Raw genomic sequence first — 13,744 nt, 5'->3', positions numbered from 1 at the left:
AACGGGAGCACGCCCTACTCGGACCAGACGAGCGCGAGATCGAGCTCGATGGCCTCGAACGGTTCGGCGCGGACGCGCTCCTCCCCAGAGAAGGAATGGAGGAGGATCCAGTCACCGTCCTTGAACCGGAAGAGGTCGATCGTGCGCGCGACTGGATCCACGTGCCACAGGTGCCGCACGCCTTCCCGAGCGTAGATGCGCATCTTCGCGCCCTTATCCCGGCGCCGCGTGCGATCGGAGAGCACCTCGCAGACCCAGTCCGGAGCGAGGCCGTAGTGCGCCGGAGCGTCGTCCCCGCCGACGGCGCGCGGCAAGCGCTCGCGCCTCCACCCGGCGAGGTCCGGCACGAGCTTGTCCGGCCGGGGACCGAGGTGCAGCTCCGGCTCATAGATGAGCACCCACCCGCCAGGCCCTCCCGTGCCGAACTTGAAGGGCGCTCCGAGGATGATGCCGAGGTTCGTTGCCACGTTGGCGTGGGGGCGGGCCGGGCGAGGGCTGAGGCGCAGTTCCCCGTCGAGGATTTGAGCCACCATCTCTTCTGGTGCCGTTTGGAAGGCCGCCTCGACGGACGGGGCGTTTCGCTCTGTGGACTCGGACTCGGGAGGACGACGGAGGGACATGAGAGAAGATTTCATCATGCCCCTCGTGCAGTGCAATGCCGGTGCCCGCGCCGCGCGAAGCTCTTCCCCGGGCGTGTGCGAGGAATGACGTTCCTGCCTTCATGCCCGTCACCCCGCCAGCCCATGCCGCCGCGGTGCTGCCCTTGTGCCGGCTCAGGTCCGCGTCTTCAGCAGCCGGGTGAGCTCGCGGTCCAGCGTGGCGGCGAACTGCTGGCGATCCTGCGCCGAGAAGCCTCCGGGGCCGCCGGTCATCACGCCGCTTTCGCGCAGGTCCTGCATGAAGTTCCGCACCGAGAGGCGCTCGGCGATGTTCTCCTCGCTGAAGAGCTCGCCGCGTGGATCAATCACCACCACGCCCTTGGGCACGAGCAGCGCGGCGAGCGGAATGTCCTGGGTGACGGCCAGGTCCCCCGCCTGCGCCGAGGCGGCGATATGGGTGTCCGCCACGTCGAGCCCGGCGCCCACCTGCACCGTGGAGACGAGCTCCGAGCGCGGCAGTGTCAGGCGCTTGTTGGCCACGAACACGGTGGGCACCTGGAGGCGCTGAGAGGCCCGCAGGAGGATGTCGCGAACCGGCCCCGGACACGCATCGGCGTCGACCCAGATTTTCATGAGGGGCGGCATCCTCGCAGATGGGGCGGAGGAGGGCACGCCTTCCCCGAGGTAGGGGGAGCGGACGGCCGAATGCTGTGGTACAGGGCGCTGGCACGCACTCGCCTGGCGGTCAGGTGAGCGAGGCTCACCGCTGCACGAGCACGCGTGCAACCCCATGATCAGGCAGGCACGGCGGGAGCCCCTCCCGCGGGAACCCCCGGGGAAGTCCCGGCTCCGAGCGTGCCGTGCCGCCGCGCCCCGAGGAGGGCATCCATGCAAATCGCGAATGACAGCGTCGTCTCCATCGAATACCGGCTGCACCTGGGAGACGGGAAAACGATCGACGAGAGCGATCCGGGCGAGCCGCTCGTCTACCTGCACGGCCACGAGCAGATCGTCCCCGGCCTGGAGAAGGCGCTCGAGGGCAAGAAGGTGGGCGAGTCCCTGAAGGTGACCGTCACCCCCGAGGACGGCTACGGCGAGTACGATCCGGACGGCGTGGAGGAGGTGCCGCGCGAGGACTTCCCGCCGGACATGGAGCTGGAGGCCGGAGGCATCGTGAGCGCCACGGACGAGGAGGGCGACGAGGTGGACTTCCTCGTGAAGGAGGTGCGCCCCAAGACGGTGGTGGTGGACTTCAACCACCCGCTGGCGGGCAAGACGCTGCACTTCGAGGTGACGGTGCGCGAGGTGCGCGCGGCGACGAAGGAAGAGCTCGAGCACGGCCACGCGCACGGCCCGGGCCACGAGCACTGAGCGACACGCCCACGGGACGAGCGCGGAGTCGGAGGCCCTCGCGTCTACGAGGAGCGTCCCCCGCGCCGTCCCGCGCGCAGCCAGGCGAGCAGGGCGGCCCGATCGCCCGCAGGGAAACGGGCAGGACGGCGGGGGGCTCTCGGGGCATGCGCCTCCACAATATGGCCGATGCCAGCGTGCGCGCCCGCTGCGATAGGCTCGCGGCCATGAACATCGTCATCACGGGAGCCAACCGCGGCATCGGCCTCGAGCTCGTGCGCCAGTACCTCGCCCGGGGCGACTCCATTCACGCGGGAGTCCGGATGCCCGAGCGCTCGAACGAGCTCGCCGCTCTCGTGGAGTCCTCCGGTGGCCGGCTGCGGATCTCCGCCTGCGACGTGGCGCTCGAGCCGAGCGTGCGCGCGTTCGCGGCCTCGGTGGCCGGGCCCGTGGATCTCCTCATCAACAACGCCGGCGTGAGGAGCCGCGAGCGCGCGGATGGTGTCGAGGCGCTCGACCTGGCCGACGCGACCCGGACCTTCGAGGTGAACGCGCTCGGCCCGCTGCGGCTCACCGGCGCGCTGCTGCCGATGCTCCGCCGCTCCCGGGGCGCGAAGATCGCCAACATCAGCTCGGGGCTGGGCTCCATCGACAACAGCTCGGGGGGCGCCTACGGCTACCGCATGTCCAAGGCCGCGCTGAACATGGCGTCGCGCTCGCTGGCCCAGGACCTGAAGGACGAGGGCATCGTCACCGTGGTGCTCAGCCCGGGCTGGGTGCAGACGGACATGGGGGGCTCGGACGCTCCGACGCCGGTGACCGAGTCGGCCTCGGGCCTCATCGGCGTCATCGACCGGCTCACCCCGAAGGACAGCGGGGGCTTCTTCGACTTCCGGGGCGAGCGCATCCCCTGGTGAAGGGGCCTCGGGCGCCCTGCCCTACTCGCCGCGGCGCAGCCGCTCGATGTACTCGGCGGGCAGGCCCGCGCTCTGCGCCCCGCGCACCAGCGCATCGATGAAGCGCTGGCTGATGGGGCCCTCGGTGGAGGCGCGCCGGGGCGACGTCACGAACGCCGTGGCCTGCAACTCCTGGCCCTCCACCCGCACGCGCACGAGCCGCTCCACGCACATGCTCGTCACCGCGCCTTCCTTGTGCTGGATGATGGGCCAGTCCTGCCCGCTGATCTCGAAGAGCCGCCCGTGCACGCTCTTGCCCGGCGCGTCCGTCAGCCCCGCCACGCGCCCGCCCCACCACCGCGAGGGGAAGTCGTAGACCAGGTCCACGTCCAGCGCCTCGGCCAGCTTGCCCTCGGGCAGCTCGAAGAAGTCGTAGCTGTGCTGCCCCCGCCACTCCTCGAAGGCCGCGCGGTCCAGAATCGTCGAGTACGCGAAGTACAGCTTCGAGGCGGCCGTCACGGCCGTGCTCCGCGCCTTCATCACCTGATCGTAATGCGAGTCCATCGCCTGACTCCCTGGCCCTCGGGCCGCCTCATTGCCGGTGCGAGTCCTCGCGCAGCGCGCCGAGGATGGCGCCCACGTCCAGGCGCGCCGTCTTGATGAACAGCCGTAACGCGCGCTCCACGTGCTCGGCAAGCGTGGCCATCTTCTCCAGCCGGGCCAGGTGTTCACTGGGGACGTTCCCCGCCTGCTCGGCCAGCCGGCGGGCCTCGGACAGGTCGGCGCGGATGCGCTCGATGAAGCCCGCCTCCCGCTCTTCAATCACATGCGACACCATGCGGATGAGGTCCGTCTCGGCCGCGTAGCGCCAGGCGCTGTCCTGGGGCGAGCGCACGCGCCGCACCACGCCCCAGCGCTCCAGGTCGCGCAGCAGCATGGACACGCCGCCCTTGGACAGCTCCAGCTCGCGCTCGAGCTCCCCGGCGGTGAGGGGTTCGCCGCGCAGGTACAGCAGGGCCCAGACGCGGCCCTGGTTGCGCTTGAAGCCCCAGAACTCGATGACGTTGCCCACCGCGTCAATGGCGATGGCTTCCCAGGGAGCGAGGTGACCGTTGCTCGAGCCCTCCCCCCGGGCCGACTCCACACCGCTCGTCCACAGGTAGCCCTTCATGCAGCGCGGCTCCGCTCCTGGGCCTGGGCGGCGATGCCCTCGGACAGCTTGCGCGCCCAGTCCACCAGCTGGAGGCCCGAGCCCTGCTGCGCATACGCGCCGAGCGCGTCCACGGCCGCGTCCAGCTCCCGGTTCATCCGCTCCATGGAGAGCTCCACGGCGCCAGTGGCCTCGATGGCATCGCCGATGGCGCGGGTGCGCTCGGGGTTGACGGTGGTGAAGGCCCAGGCGTCCTTCAGCTTGTTCCTCAGGCTGCCATCGCGCGCCACCGCCAGGAGGATGGGCAGCGAGGGCGTCCCCGAGAGCACGTCCGCGTAGCGCGGCTTGCCGGGGTCCGTGCCGAGCACGTCGCGGATGTCATCGGCGATCTGGAAGGCCACGCCGAAGCGGCGGCCGAAGAGATCGAAGCGCTGGGCGGCCTCGGGCTGGCCGGCGAGCGTGGCGGCGGCGCTGCCGCACCAGCCGAAGAGCGAGCCCGTCTTGCCCTCGGCGACGTAGCGCAGGCGCTCCAGGGGCAGGTCCAGGTTGCCGCGGGACTCCACCTCGGTGATGGCGGCGCGCGACATCTCCACCACCACGGACAGGGCCGTCTGGGTGAGGCGCGGATCCAGGTGGGCCAGGCGGTGCAGGGCGGTGGAGAGGATGAGGTCTCCGCTCATCACCGCGACGATGTTGCCCCAGCGGGCGTTCACCGTGGGCCGGGCGCGGCGGTACATGCCGGCGTCCACCACGTCGTCGTGCAGGAGGCTGGAGGAGTGGATCATCTCCGCGGCCACGGCCACGTCGACGAGCTGCTCGGGGGCCACGCCCACCGCGCCGCCGAACAAGCGCACGAGCATGGGGCGGGCGCGCTTGCCGCCGGTGCCGACGCACAGGTGGCGCGCGGCCTCCATCAGCGTGTCGCCCTTCACGCCCGGGCCCGCATCCCCGTCCGCCAGCATCGAGCCCAGCCGCTGCTCCACGCTCCCCAGAAAGTCCACCAGCTCACGCGCGAGTTCCATGTACCCCTCTTCTCCTCTGCGGCCGTTCATATAGTTCAAGACCGCGTGAACTGCCACCAGCTTCCTACAGGGACGAGCAGGCGGGGGGGCCTGGAAGGGGGGCAGGCAGGTGCGGGGGGTGGGTTTGAGTCGGCGCGGTGCGTCGTGAGACAGACTCGGCCTCTACAGCCACAAGGGTCCGCGTGTCACTCGCCGTCCTGCGCCGCAACGTCTTCCGCAGCTGTGCTGCCCTGGCTTCCGCCGTCCCCCTCTTCCGGCCTGGAAACTCGTTGCCGGGCTCGGCCGCCCCGCTCGTGGGGGCCCCCGCCGCGAGCACCGCGCCCACCGTCCCCCCGGGCAACCCGGCGCACCGGGCCCTGCGCCACTCGTTGAGGGCCTCGGTGTCCGAGGGAATCGTGGCCGAGGTCTTCACCGCGTGCGCGGGGGCCACGGTGCTCACCGGCTGGGCGCTGGCGCTCAAGCTGGGACCCTTCCTGGTGGGGGTGATGACGGCCCTGCCCTTCTTCGCCCAGTTCATCCAGTTCCCGGCGGCGTGGCTGACGTCCACGTTCGGCTACCGGCGGGTGGCGCTGGTGGCGGTGTGCCTGTCGCGCCAGGTGATGCTGCCCTTGTGCGTGCTGCCGTGGCTGCCGCTGACGCTGGCGGGGCAACAGCGGCTGCTGGTGGGGGTGGCGGCGGTGTCGGCGGTGCTGGGCGTCATCGGCAACAACGCCTGGGTGGCGTGGATGGGCGAGCTGGTGCCCGAATCCATCCGGGGGCGTTTCTTCGGCCGGCGCACGGCGCTGACCACCCTGGGCAGCACGCTGACGTCGCTGGTGGCGGGCGTGCTCATGGACAAGCTGCGCCCTCCCGAGGGCGTGGGCCTCGGCCTGCCGCTGCTGGCCGGTATCGCCTGCGTGGCGGGCGTGGTGACGACGGTGCTGATGGCGCGCCAGCATGATCCCGCGCCGGACCGGGAGAAGGCGAAGCTGGACTTCCGCGTAGCGCTGCTGCCGCTGCGCGACGAGCGGGCGCGCCGGGTGCTGGTGTACCAGGTGGCCTGGAACGCGGCGGTGGGCGTGTCCGCGCCCTTCTACTCGTTCCACATGCTGAAGAACCTGAAGATGAGCTTCCTCACCATGGCCATCTACCTGGCGGCGGTGGCGGGGATGCGCATGCTCACCGCGCCCCTGTGGGGCAGGCTCATCGACAGGCTGGGAGCGCAGCCGGTGCTGCTGGCGTGCTCGCTGGGCATTGGCGTCATCCCCTCCATCTGGCTCTTCCCGACGGCCACGTTCCTCTGGCCGTTGCTGCTGGACGTGGTGCTGGCGGGAGTGCTGTGGGGCGGCCACGGCCTGGCGAGCTTCGCGCTGCCGCTGTCGGTGGCGCCGCGCCGGGGCCGGCCCTTCTACCTGGCGGCGTTCTCCACGGCGGGAGGGCTCGCCTACGCGGCGGCCTCGGCGCTGGGCGGGGGACTCGCGAGCCTGCTGCCCACCGAGTTCGTGCTCGGAGGCCACGCGTGGGTGAACCTGCACGTGCTCTTCGCGCTGTCCGCGGTGACTCGGGTGGCGGCGGCCTTCCTGGCCATGCGCATTGTCGAGCCGGGCGCGCAGCCGGTGTGCTCGCTGGGGGCGCTGCTGTCGCGGGTGGGGATGAAGCTCCAGGTCCGCGCGGCGCAGGTGGCCATGCCGGTGCCCATGCCCGCCCCGGTGCTCGCCGAGGCCCCGTCCGCCAACGCCGAGCCCTGACCCTCCCGCTTCCGATCAGTGCAACGCGGGCGGCCTCTCACCGGAAAGAGTCCACGATGTAAACCCCTGACGCCGAGAATTCGACTAGCGCCATTCCAGGCTTTGATTCGGGCAGCTTCTTGAGTTGGCCCTTTGCGAGCCTGTCCACCGCACAGATAGGGATTACATCCCCATTCGGTGGCTTCGCTTCGTAATACCGGATGACGACCTGTGGGCCACCAGTCCAGACCCGTCCATAAAGCCGGGTGGGCGATTCGAGTGGTCCAAGGTCATCATTCAGCATGCTCTCGACCGGTCCGTCGTACAGAGTGACGGGGCTCGTGTCGGTCTGGTTCACGTCGAGCTCAACGAAGGCGGAGTCGCCTACTTGCAGACGCAGAATGCGCATTGCCTTGAGGGCTTCTTCCGGGCACTTTTCCGGTCCGGGGCTGCCGTCTGGTCGCAAGGGCACGCCCCCGGAAGGGCAGCCAGCAGTCGCAAGAAGCAAGACCACAAACGTGAGACGGTGCAGTGCTCTGTTCGAAGACATGACCGGCGCTTTTACTCGCGGACAAGACGACGATCTAGAAGAACGTGGGCGTCCAACAGACCGTCTTGGCGGTACAGTTCCACGGTGAGATCGCAAGCACCCTCTCGTGACTTGAAGGCACTCTTGTCCACGACGACGGCAAGATAGCCGGATGCACCTGGAGCAAGCTCTTCCCAATCCTTCTGCAGAGCAAACGGTTTCGCCTCACCGAACAATACGGGGGCGGTCTCACCTGGCCGCGTAGTCAACAGGCGAGCCTCTGACAAACTCCAGGGGTTGAACTTGTTGTGGTTCGTCACACGGAACAAGACCGCCGCTTTGGCCTTGCCGGTGAGGAACGTGGCCTCGACGGTCATGCCCACTTTTTTGAGGATCCAACGCTGACGCGCCTTCAGCGGAGTGAGCCTCACGGAACCGTTCTTCAGGAGCTTGGCGAGCGCATGGTCCTCCGTGTTCTCCTCCCAATGACGCCTGTTTGCTTCCTCAAGAAGCTTTTGCCGGGTGCGGGTGTCTTCTAGCTGCGCTCGGAGTGCGTCCTGGGTTTCAGGAGCTAGGAACACGTTCACCTGTTGATCAGGCCGCTCCCACTCCTTGTCTCCGATTGCCGTGACGGTGAAGGGCAGCTCCTTCCCGTCTGCAAGCGTCACCAGCAAGAGGAAGCGATCCTTGGGTTCAAGGTTTTGGAGCGGCTCTACAAGAACCCTTTTCCCGGCGCATTCCACAGGCACAAAGCGGCCTTCCCAACCCAGCATCTTGGTTCGCGCCGGGTCACAAGGCTGTTGGAAACGGAGCACGGTTACCACCTCCCCGGTGACGTACACCCGCTCCGCCTCATCCTTCGGATTGTCGCGAATATAGACGTTCCGCACGCGGGGCTCACGATCCCTGGCCACTGCCACGGACGCTACGAGGAAAAGAAGCAGGGTAGACCGCTGAAGTAGGAAAATCCACATGGCGCGACACAACTTACCAGAACGGGTCGAAGGCGACCAGCCGAGCACGCCGGCTCCCGTGCTGATGCTCCCTGGGCAATGGCGCGGGGGCCGCGCGACGCCGGTCCCGGCCCCTGGCTGGACGGATGGCCGGTGCGGTGGGCTACGCTGGCGCCTCCGAGCTTTCGAGGAGCCCCATGCCGAAGACCCCCCGCGAGATGCGCGAGGCCATCATCCGCAACCTGCCGAAGAACACCGGCAAAACCTTCGAGGAGTGGGTGGCGCTGCTGAAGAAGCAGGGCCCGAAGGACCCGAAGGAGGCGCGCGCCTGGCTCAAGGAGAAGCACGGACTGGGGCACGGGCAGGCGGGGATGATCTCCGCGGAGCTGGCGGGTGGCCCGAGCTTCACGAAGAGCCCCGAGTCGCTGGTGGACGCGCAGTACGCGGGGCCGAAGGCGGAGCTGCGGCCCATCTACGAGAAGCTGCTGGAGGCGGCGAAGAAGCTGGGCAAGGACGTGCGGGTGGAGCCGTGCACGGGGTACGTGCCGCTGATCCGCAAGAACCAGTTCGCGATCATCCGGGCGTCGACGAGGACGCGGGTGGACCTGGGGTTGGCGCTCGGGGAGACGGAGCCCGAGGGCCGGCTGGAGGCGGGCAAGGTGCAGGGGACGTCCGAGCGCATCACGCACAGGATCGCGCTGGAGTCGCCCCAGGACGTGAACGCCGAAGTGCTGCGCTGGCTGAAGCGGGCCTACGCCGACAACGCCTGAGCGAAGCCCGTGCCCCCACACCGATGACCGTATCCCCGACCGTTCCCCTGCGAGCGCTGGCGCGCCAGCTGCTCCCGTTCTCCATGCGCGTGGGCCTGCGCCGGCTGCCCGCGGTGACGAAGGCACTGCTGCGTCCCCCACCCGCCCCGAAACGCGGAGACGCCGCCCGATTCCCCCACACGCACTGCGAGCGCGCCAGCCCGCTGCGCCGGGAGACGACGATCTACGAGGACGCGCTCCAGCGAGCCAAGGAGCACAACGTGCGGCTCGGCGCTTCACGGATCCACGGGTGCATCCTCGCGCCCGGGGAGACCTTCTCCTGGCACGCGGTGGTGGGCCCGCCCATCCGGCTGCGCGGCTTCCGTCCCGGCCCCGAGTTGCACGAGGGCCGCCTCTCCAATGGCCCGGGGGGCGGACTGTGCCAGGTGGCCAACCTGCTCTACTGGCTCGCGGTGCACGCGGGACTCGAGGTGCTCGAGCGCCACCGGCACGACCTGGATCTCTTCCCCGACCACGAGCGCACCGCGCCCTTCGGCTGCGGGGCCACCGTCTTCTTCCCCACGAGGGATCTCCGCATCCGCAATCCGCACCCGTGGCCGGTGATGCTCGAGGTGCACGTGGACGCGGAGCACGTGCGAGGCGCGGTGCGGATGCCCGAGGACCCGGGCTTCCGCTGCGAGGTGCTCGAGGTGGCGCACCGCTTCGTGCGCCGGGACGGCACCATCTGGCGGGAGAACCAGCTCGTGCGCCGCACCCACGCGGGGGGCGCGTTCCGGGACGAGCCGCTGAGCGAGAACCACGCCCGCGTCGCCTACGTCGTCCCCGAGCACCAGCTCGAGCTTCCCGAATCCGCCGTTGTTGGAGGTACCTCATGAGCCGCCGTCTCGCGTTCCTCACCGCGCTCGGCCTGGGCAGCGCAGCCCTGGCCGCCGATCCCATCGCCCTGCAGACGCTCACGCCCACCTCGGGCACGGGCGCCGAGCTGCTGCTGGACGGCAACCCGGCCACCGGCTGGAGCCCCGAGGGAGATCCGGCGCAGGAGGGCGTGCTGCTGCGCTTCGAGAAGCCCGTGTCGCTCGACGGCGTGTCGCTGCGCACCTGCACGGGAGCGCCCGAGCTCCAGGCGGCGCTCTACCTCAACGGCACCGAGGCGCTGACGGAGCAGAAGATCGGCGCCGAGGCGAAGACGCTGCCGTTCGGCAAGCGGGAGCTGCGCTCGCTCTTCGTGCGCCTGCAGTCGGCCGGCGGCGCGAAGGCGTGTCTGGGAGAGGTGACGCTGCTGCAGGGGGGCAAGCCCCAGACGGTGAAGGCACCGCGCACGGTGGCGGGGCGCATCGAGGCCTCGTCGGTGCTGACGCCCGCGGATGCGTACGCGCCGGGCTTCCTCTTCGACGGCCGCCTGGACTTCGGCTGGGCCGAGGGCTCCAAGGGCCCGGGCACGGGCGAGTCCTTCACGCTGACGCTGGAGGCGCCGGTGGAGCTGACGGCCCTGGAGCTGTGGAATGGCTACCAGCGCTCGGAGGACCACTTCCAGAAGAACGCGCGGGCGAAGAAGCTGTCGCTGTCGGTGGACGGGGGCGCGCCGGTGCCGCTGGGCGTGAAGGACTCGAGCGGCGCGCAGACGCTGAAGCTGCCGGCGCCGATGAAGGGCCGCGTGTGGAAGCTGTCGGTGGACGAGGTGTACCCCGGCAAGCGCTACCCGGACATGGTGCTGAGCGAGCTGCGGCTGGTGGACGCGCAGGGGCCGCTCGGGGTGCGCACGCCGGACGGGGACGAGCGCAAGCGCGCGCTGGAGACGGGGCTGGCGGGCTCGCCGCTGGGCAAGGTGGCCAACCAGCGCTGGCGCGGGCTCTGCGCTCCCGAGGCGGTCAAGTCGGATCGCCAGTTCAAGCTGCGCACCAACAACACCTTCGTCTTCTACGACGACAGCGATGACGCCACCTGGAGCGCGTCCGAGGTGCTCGATGGCGCCTGGGTGGTGAAGCAGGCGAGCGGACCGTGGGCGGCGGTGGAGCTGTTTGGCCGGCGGCACCGCAGCGAGACGAACTGGGACCCGTACGCGGACACGCAGAACAAGGACACGGTACGCATCGCGGGCGGGAAGCTGGAGGTGGCGCGGGTGGCGGACCTCGGCCGCAAGGAGTTCGAGAAGCTGGTGGCCGAGTGGTCCAAGGGCACGCAGTCCGGCAAGGTCGAGTGCGTGGGCCAGGAGGGCCACACCTACGAGGACCTGGTGAAGGCGGACGCTTTCGTCGTGCGGGGCACGGCGGTGACGGACCTCTTCGCCCGCGAGTAGCCCGCGCGACACACCCTCGAGGACTACCGCGTCGTGCCCTGGTAGTTGACACTCCATGAGATGCGATGGGCCGGTGGGATCGGCCATGCTCCGCGCCCCCATTCCGGGAAGGAGCCCCACACCATGCCGTCGATCTCTTCGCGTCACTCCCTCGTGCTGCCGCTCATCGCGGCGCTGTCCCTCGCCGCATGCGCTCACTCACAGGAGCCCGGCACCGAGGCCAACAACTCCTCGGATGTGGCGCCCACGGGCCGTGGCGGCACGGGCACCACCGCCATCCGCGCCCGCTACGAGGGCGTGCTGCCCTGCGCGGACTGCACCGGCATCCAGACGGAGCTGATGCTGCTCGCGGACGGCTCCTACGTCATTCGCGAGACCTACCAGGGCAAGGGCGACAACGCCTTCGAGAGCCGTGGCCGCTACAACGTCTCGAGCAGTGGCACCCAGGCCGACGCCAACGCCAACGTCTACGTGCTCACCCCGTCCGAGGGCGAGAACCGCTTCTTCGCCGCCGCCAACGGCGGCCAGGAGCTGCGGCTGCTCGACAGCCAGAAGCGGGAGATTGCCTCCCAGTCCCCCCACACGCTGATGCTCACGGGCGGCGCGCCCTCACAGCCGTAGCCTCGCGAGCCACCCCCGCACGAAGCCATTGTATCAATCACGCAAATCATGTAAGTCGTGCCTTTCCGTATTTTCCAGGAGGCGCACGAGATGGGCTTCAACCAGACGCGGGGACTCTTGATCGCGACGTGTATCGCCGGGGCCGGGCTCGCCGGATGCGGGCCCGCCTCGGAGCTGGAGCCCGGCAACGAGGCCACGGGCGCCAGCCAGCAGCCCCTCACGGAGGGCGCCGCGTTGACGACGCACGACGCGAGCTGCCTGCAGATGCAGGACCAGAACACCTGGAGCACCTACGCCTCGTACCTGACGCCGGTGGGCCCCGCGCTCGGGCTGTCGAGCGTCCTGGCGGATCTCAACCGCGCGGGCCCCATGCTCACCGCCACCACGCATCCGCCGGCCGTGGGCTACAAGGGCGGCTTCCGCTGGAACGACGGTGACATGTCCACCACGGACTGGGTGCCCCAGGCGCTCACCGCGGGCGTGTCCGGGAGCACCAACGTCGCCATCGTCTCCTGGCACTACGCGCCCACCACCGCTCCGGAGAAGGGCGTGCGCATCTCGGTGGCGGACATCTCGGACATGTCGCTGAGCGCGGTGAACTACCGCCACGTCCTGCTGGTGCGGCCCACCAGCTCCGGCAACTTCGCCGTCATCCCCGAGCACGGCGGCGGCCTGGCCTGGTTCGGCAACTACCTCTACATGGCGGACACCTCCGACGGCGTGCGCGTGTTCGACCTCACGCAGATCCGCGAGGTGAGCACCAGCACCACGTGCGACACGGCGATCGGCCATGTCGGCACCGAGTGGTGCGCGTACGGGTACAAGTACGTGCTGCCGCAGGTGAGCGCGTACGTGGTGCCCTCGAGCATCACCAGCCCCTGCCGCCCCAAGTTCTCCTTCGTCGGCAAGGACACGCGCGGTACCACGCCGGTGGTGCTCTCGGGCGAGTACTGCAACAACACCGGCACGGGCTGCCCCTATGACGGCTCGACGCCGGGGCTGGGCGGGCGGCTCTACCGCTGGCCGGTGGACGCCACCACCAACCGGCTCAAGACGGTGAACGGCCTGGTGTCGCCCGAGCGCGCCTACATCATGAACGAGCCCAACGTGCAGGGCGTGGCCCCCATCATGACCACGACGTCGACGGCCTCGTACTGGCTGAGCTCGACGCGCTACGGCGGCGCGCTCTTCAAGGTGTCCTCGAGCGCCTCGCGCACGGCGTACCTGTCCGGCAGCGCCCAGTGGGCGAAGATGCCCGAGGGCATGCACGCCACCGGCAGCGGCACCAACCTGTGGACGGTCACCGAGGGCGTCAGCGGCGTCACCAATCCGGCCACCGGCGGGCGCGTGGTCTTCTTCGTGGACCAGGCCTCGGTGGACTGAGCCCCGCGCTCAGGCGGGCCCGTGCCCCACCCGGCGGATCCGCTCGTTGTACGCGCTCGTGGCCTTGGAGAGCTCCTTCACCAGGGCCACGAAGCGATCGCGCCGCACCTCGAACTCCGGATCCGGCGGGACGGGCGGGCCGGGGTTCACGACATGGAGCTCGAACCACAGGATGCCGTGGAGGCCCGCCACGAGGTTCGCCAGGGGGAACTCCCTCACCGCCCGCTCGGTGTCGATGAGCTGCGCGTCTCCCACGGTGGTGACGGTGTCGTAGTGGTGCAGGCCCATCTTCCACACCCACGTCCCCACCACCTCGACGAGCCCCAGGCGGCCATCCTCAAGCAGGTACAGCTCGCGGCCCAGAATGGCCCCAGTCTCGCCGGGCCGCGCGTTCTCCACGCCCCGGAGTGAGTCATCCCTCCCGAGCGGGTATGCCCGCGCGTCCAGCCACTTCGCCTTGCGGACTCGC

General features: G+C 69.8%; 16 protein-coding genes. 8 read left to right on the top strand and 8 right to left on the bottom strand.

Features of this window, described 5'->3' with window-relative positions; genetic code table 11:
• Positions 1-14: 14 nt before the first annotated feature.
• Positions 15-533: a Uma2 family endonuclease gene (locus ACJ8AN_RS19770; protein ID WP_407756957.1), complete on the bottom strand. Its 519-nt coding sequence runs from the start codon at positions 531-533 to the stop codon at positions 15-17.
• A gap of 240 nt (positions 534-773) precedes the next feature.
• Positions 774-1,232, bottom strand: a complete 459-nt coding sequence (locus ACJ8AN_RS19765; RefSeq protein ID WP_407756956.1) for a YaiI/YqxD family protein — start codon at positions 1,230-1,232, stop codon at positions 774-776.
• A gap of 255 nt (positions 1,233-1,487) precedes the next feature.
• Between ACJ8AN_RS19765 and ACJ8AN_RS19760 the strand changes: the two genes are divergently transcribed.
• Positions 1,488-1,970 carry a peptidylprolyl isomerase gene (locus ACJ8AN_RS19760; RefSeq protein WP_407756955.1) on the top strand — a complete coding sequence of 161 codons (483 nt, stop codon included), beginning with the start codon at positions 1,488-1,490 and terminating at the stop codon, positions 1,968-1,970.
• A gap of 146 nt (positions 1,971-2,116) precedes the next feature.
• Positions 2,117-2,866, top strand: coding sequence for an SDR family oxidoreductase (locus ACJ8AN_RS19755; RefSeq protein WP_407756954.1), 750 nt, complete (start codon positions 2,117-2,119; stop codon positions 2,864-2,866).
• A gap of 21 nt (positions 2,867-2,887) precedes the next feature.
• Here the strand turns inward: ACJ8AN_RS19755 and ACJ8AN_RS19750 are convergent, their stop codons facing one another.
• Genes ACJ8AN_RS19750 through ACJ8AN_RS19740 form a run of 3 tightly spaced genes read right to left on the bottom strand, consistent with a single transcriptional unit; the run spans position 2,888 to position 5,017 of the window.
• Positions 2,888-3,409, bottom strand: coding sequence for a gamma-glutamylcyclotransferase (locus ACJ8AN_RS19750; RefSeq protein WP_407756953.1), 522 nt, complete (start codon positions 3,407-3,409; stop codon positions 2,888-2,890).
• A gap of 28 nt (positions 3,410-3,437) precedes the next feature.
• A complete protein-coding gene (locus tag ACJ8AN_RS19745) occupies positions 3,438-4,016 on the bottom strand; it encodes a GbsR/MarR family transcriptional regulator (protein WP_407756952.1) in 579 nt (192 codons plus the stop codon).
• The gene (locus tag ACJ8AN_RS19740; RefSeq protein WP_407756951.1) at positions 4,013-5,017 is read right to left on the bottom strand and encodes a polyprenyl synthetase family protein; all 1,005 of its coding nucleotides are present in this window, start codon (positions 5,015-5,017) and stop codon (positions 4,013-4,015) included. Before ACJ8AN_RS19740 ends, ACJ8AN_RS19745 begins: the two co-directional genes overlap by 4 nt.
• Before the next feature lie 182 nt (positions 5,018-5,199).
• Between ACJ8AN_RS19740 and ACJ8AN_RS19735 the strand changes: the two genes are divergently transcribed.
• Positions 5,200-6,744, top strand: a complete 1,545-nt coding sequence (locus ACJ8AN_RS19735; RefSeq protein ID WP_407756950.1) for an MFS transporter — start codon at positions 5,200-5,202, stop codon at positions 6,742-6,744.
• 37 nt (positions 6,745-6,781) lie between these two features.
• Here the strand turns inward: ACJ8AN_RS19735 and ACJ8AN_RS19730 are convergent, their stop codons facing one another.
• Both ACJ8AN_RS19730 and ACJ8AN_RS19725 read right to left on the bottom strand, forming a co-directional pair.
• Complete coding sequence (locus tag ACJ8AN_RS19730; RefSeq protein WP_407756949.1) at positions 6,782-7,273, bottom strand: serine/threonine protein kinase; 492 nt, start codon at positions 7,271-7,273, stop codon at positions 6,782-6,784.
• Positions 7,274-7,284: 11 nt separating this feature from the next.
• Entirely contained in the window at positions 7,285-8,226 is a 942-nt protein-coding gene (locus tag ACJ8AN_RS19725; protein ID WP_407756973.1) for a DUF2381 family protein, read from the bottom strand.
• 176 nt (positions 8,227-8,402) lie between these two features.
• Between ACJ8AN_RS19725 and ACJ8AN_RS19720 the strand changes: the two genes are divergently transcribed.
• From ACJ8AN_RS19720 to ACJ8AN_RS19700, 5 genes are all read left to right on the top strand, one after another.
• Entirely contained in the window at positions 8,403-8,975 is a 573-nt protein-coding gene (locus ACJ8AN_RS19720) for a DUF5655 domain-containing protein (RefSeq protein ID WP_407756948.1), read from the top strand.
• A 23-nt stretch (positions 8,976-8,998) separates the two neighbouring features.
• Positions 8,999-9,850: a VanW family protein gene (locus tag ACJ8AN_RS19715; RefSeq protein WP_407756947.1), complete on the top strand. Its 852-nt coding sequence runs from the start codon at positions 8,999-9,001 to the stop codon at positions 9,848-9,850.
• Positions 9,847-11,271, top strand: coding sequence for an NADase-type glycan-binding domain-containing protein (locus ACJ8AN_RS19710; protein WP_407756946.1), 1,425 nt, complete (start codon positions 9,847-9,849; stop codon positions 11,269-11,271). Before ACJ8AN_RS19715 ends, ACJ8AN_RS19710 begins: the two co-directional genes overlap by 4 nt.
• 123 nt (positions 11,272-11,394) lie before the next feature.
• Positions 11,395-11,892 (top strand): copper resistance protein NlpE, encoded by a 498-nt coding sequence (locus ACJ8AN_RS19705; RefSeq protein ID WP_407756945.1) that lies wholly within the window; start codon positions 11,395-11,397, stop codon positions 11,890-11,892.
• Positions 11,893-11,949: 57 nt separating this feature from the next.
• A complete protein-coding gene (locus ACJ8AN_RS19700) occupies positions 11,950-13,275 on the top strand; it encodes a hypothetical protein (RefSeq protein ID WP_407756944.1) in 1,326 nt (441 codons plus the stop codon).
• Positions 13,276-13,284: 9 nt separating this feature from the next.
• On the opposite strand, the gene ACJ8AN_RS19695 is transcribed toward ACJ8AN_RS19700, so the two are convergent.
• Positions 13,285-13,744 (bottom strand): hypothetical protein (locus ACJ8AN_RS19695; RefSeq protein ID WP_407756943.1); only part of this gene is annotated, 460 nt, incomplete at its 5' end.

This window comes from Archangium sp. (assembly GCF_045802675.1).
Taxonomy (GTDB): domain Bacteria; phylum Myxococcota; class Myxococcia; order Myxococcales; family Myxococcaceae; genus Archangium.
This window is presented reverse-complemented; position numbering and strand designations above follow the sequence as displayed.

Bases quoted from the DNA above. Each gene is read 5' to 3' on its own strand.
- ACJ8AN_RS19770 (WP_407756957.1), bottom strand. From the start codon at position 533: ATGGTGGCTCAAATCCTCGACGGGGAACTGCGCCTCAGCCCTCGCCCG.
- ACJ8AN_RS19765 (WP_407756956.1), bottom strand. From the start codon at position 1,232: ATGAAAATCTGGGTCGACGCCGATGCGTGTCCGGGGCCGGTTCGCGAC.
- ACJ8AN_RS19760 (WP_407756955.1), top strand. From the start codon at position 1,488: ATGCAAATCGCGAATGACAGCGTCGTCTCCATCGAATACCGGCTGCAC.
- ACJ8AN_RS19755 (WP_407756954.1), top strand. From the start codon at position 2,117: ATGCGCCTCCACAATATGGCCGATGCCAGCGTGCGCGCCCGCTGCGAT.
- ACJ8AN_RS19750 (WP_407756953.1), bottom strand. From the start codon at position 3,409: ATGGACTCGCATTACGATCAGGTGATGAAGGCGCGGAGCACGGCCGTG.
- ACJ8AN_RS19745 (WP_407756952.1), bottom strand. From the start codon at position 4,016: ATGAAGGGCTACCTGTGGACGAGCGGTGTGGAGTCGGCCCGGGGGGAG.
- ACJ8AN_RS19740 (WP_407756951.1), bottom strand. From the start codon at position 5,017: ATGGAACTCGCGCGTGAGCTGGTGGACTTTCTGGGGAGCGTGGAGCAG.
- ACJ8AN_RS19730 (WP_407756949.1), bottom strand. From the start codon at position 7,273: ATGTCTTCGAACAGAGCACTGCACCGTCTCACGTTTGTGGTCTTGCTT.
- ACJ8AN_RS19725 (WP_407756973.1), bottom strand. From the start codon at position 8,226: ATGTGGATTTTCCTACTTCAGCGGTCTACCCTGCTTCTTTTCCTCGTA.
- ACJ8AN_RS19720 (WP_407756948.1), top strand. From the start codon at position 8,403: ATGCCGAAGACCCCCCGCGAGATGCGCGAGGCCATCATCCGCAACCTG.
- ACJ8AN_RS19715 (WP_407756947.1), top strand. From the start codon at position 8,999: ATGACCGTATCCCCGACCGTTCCCCTGCGAGCGCTGGCGCGCCAGCTG.
- ACJ8AN_RS19710 (WP_407756946.1), top strand. From the start codon at position 9,847: ATGAGCCGCCGTCTCGCGTTCCTCACCGCGCTCGGCCTGGGCAGCGCA.
- ACJ8AN_RS19705 (WP_407756945.1), top strand. From the start codon at position 11,395: ATGCCGTCGATCTCTTCGCGTCACTCCCTCGTGCTGCCGCTCATCGCG.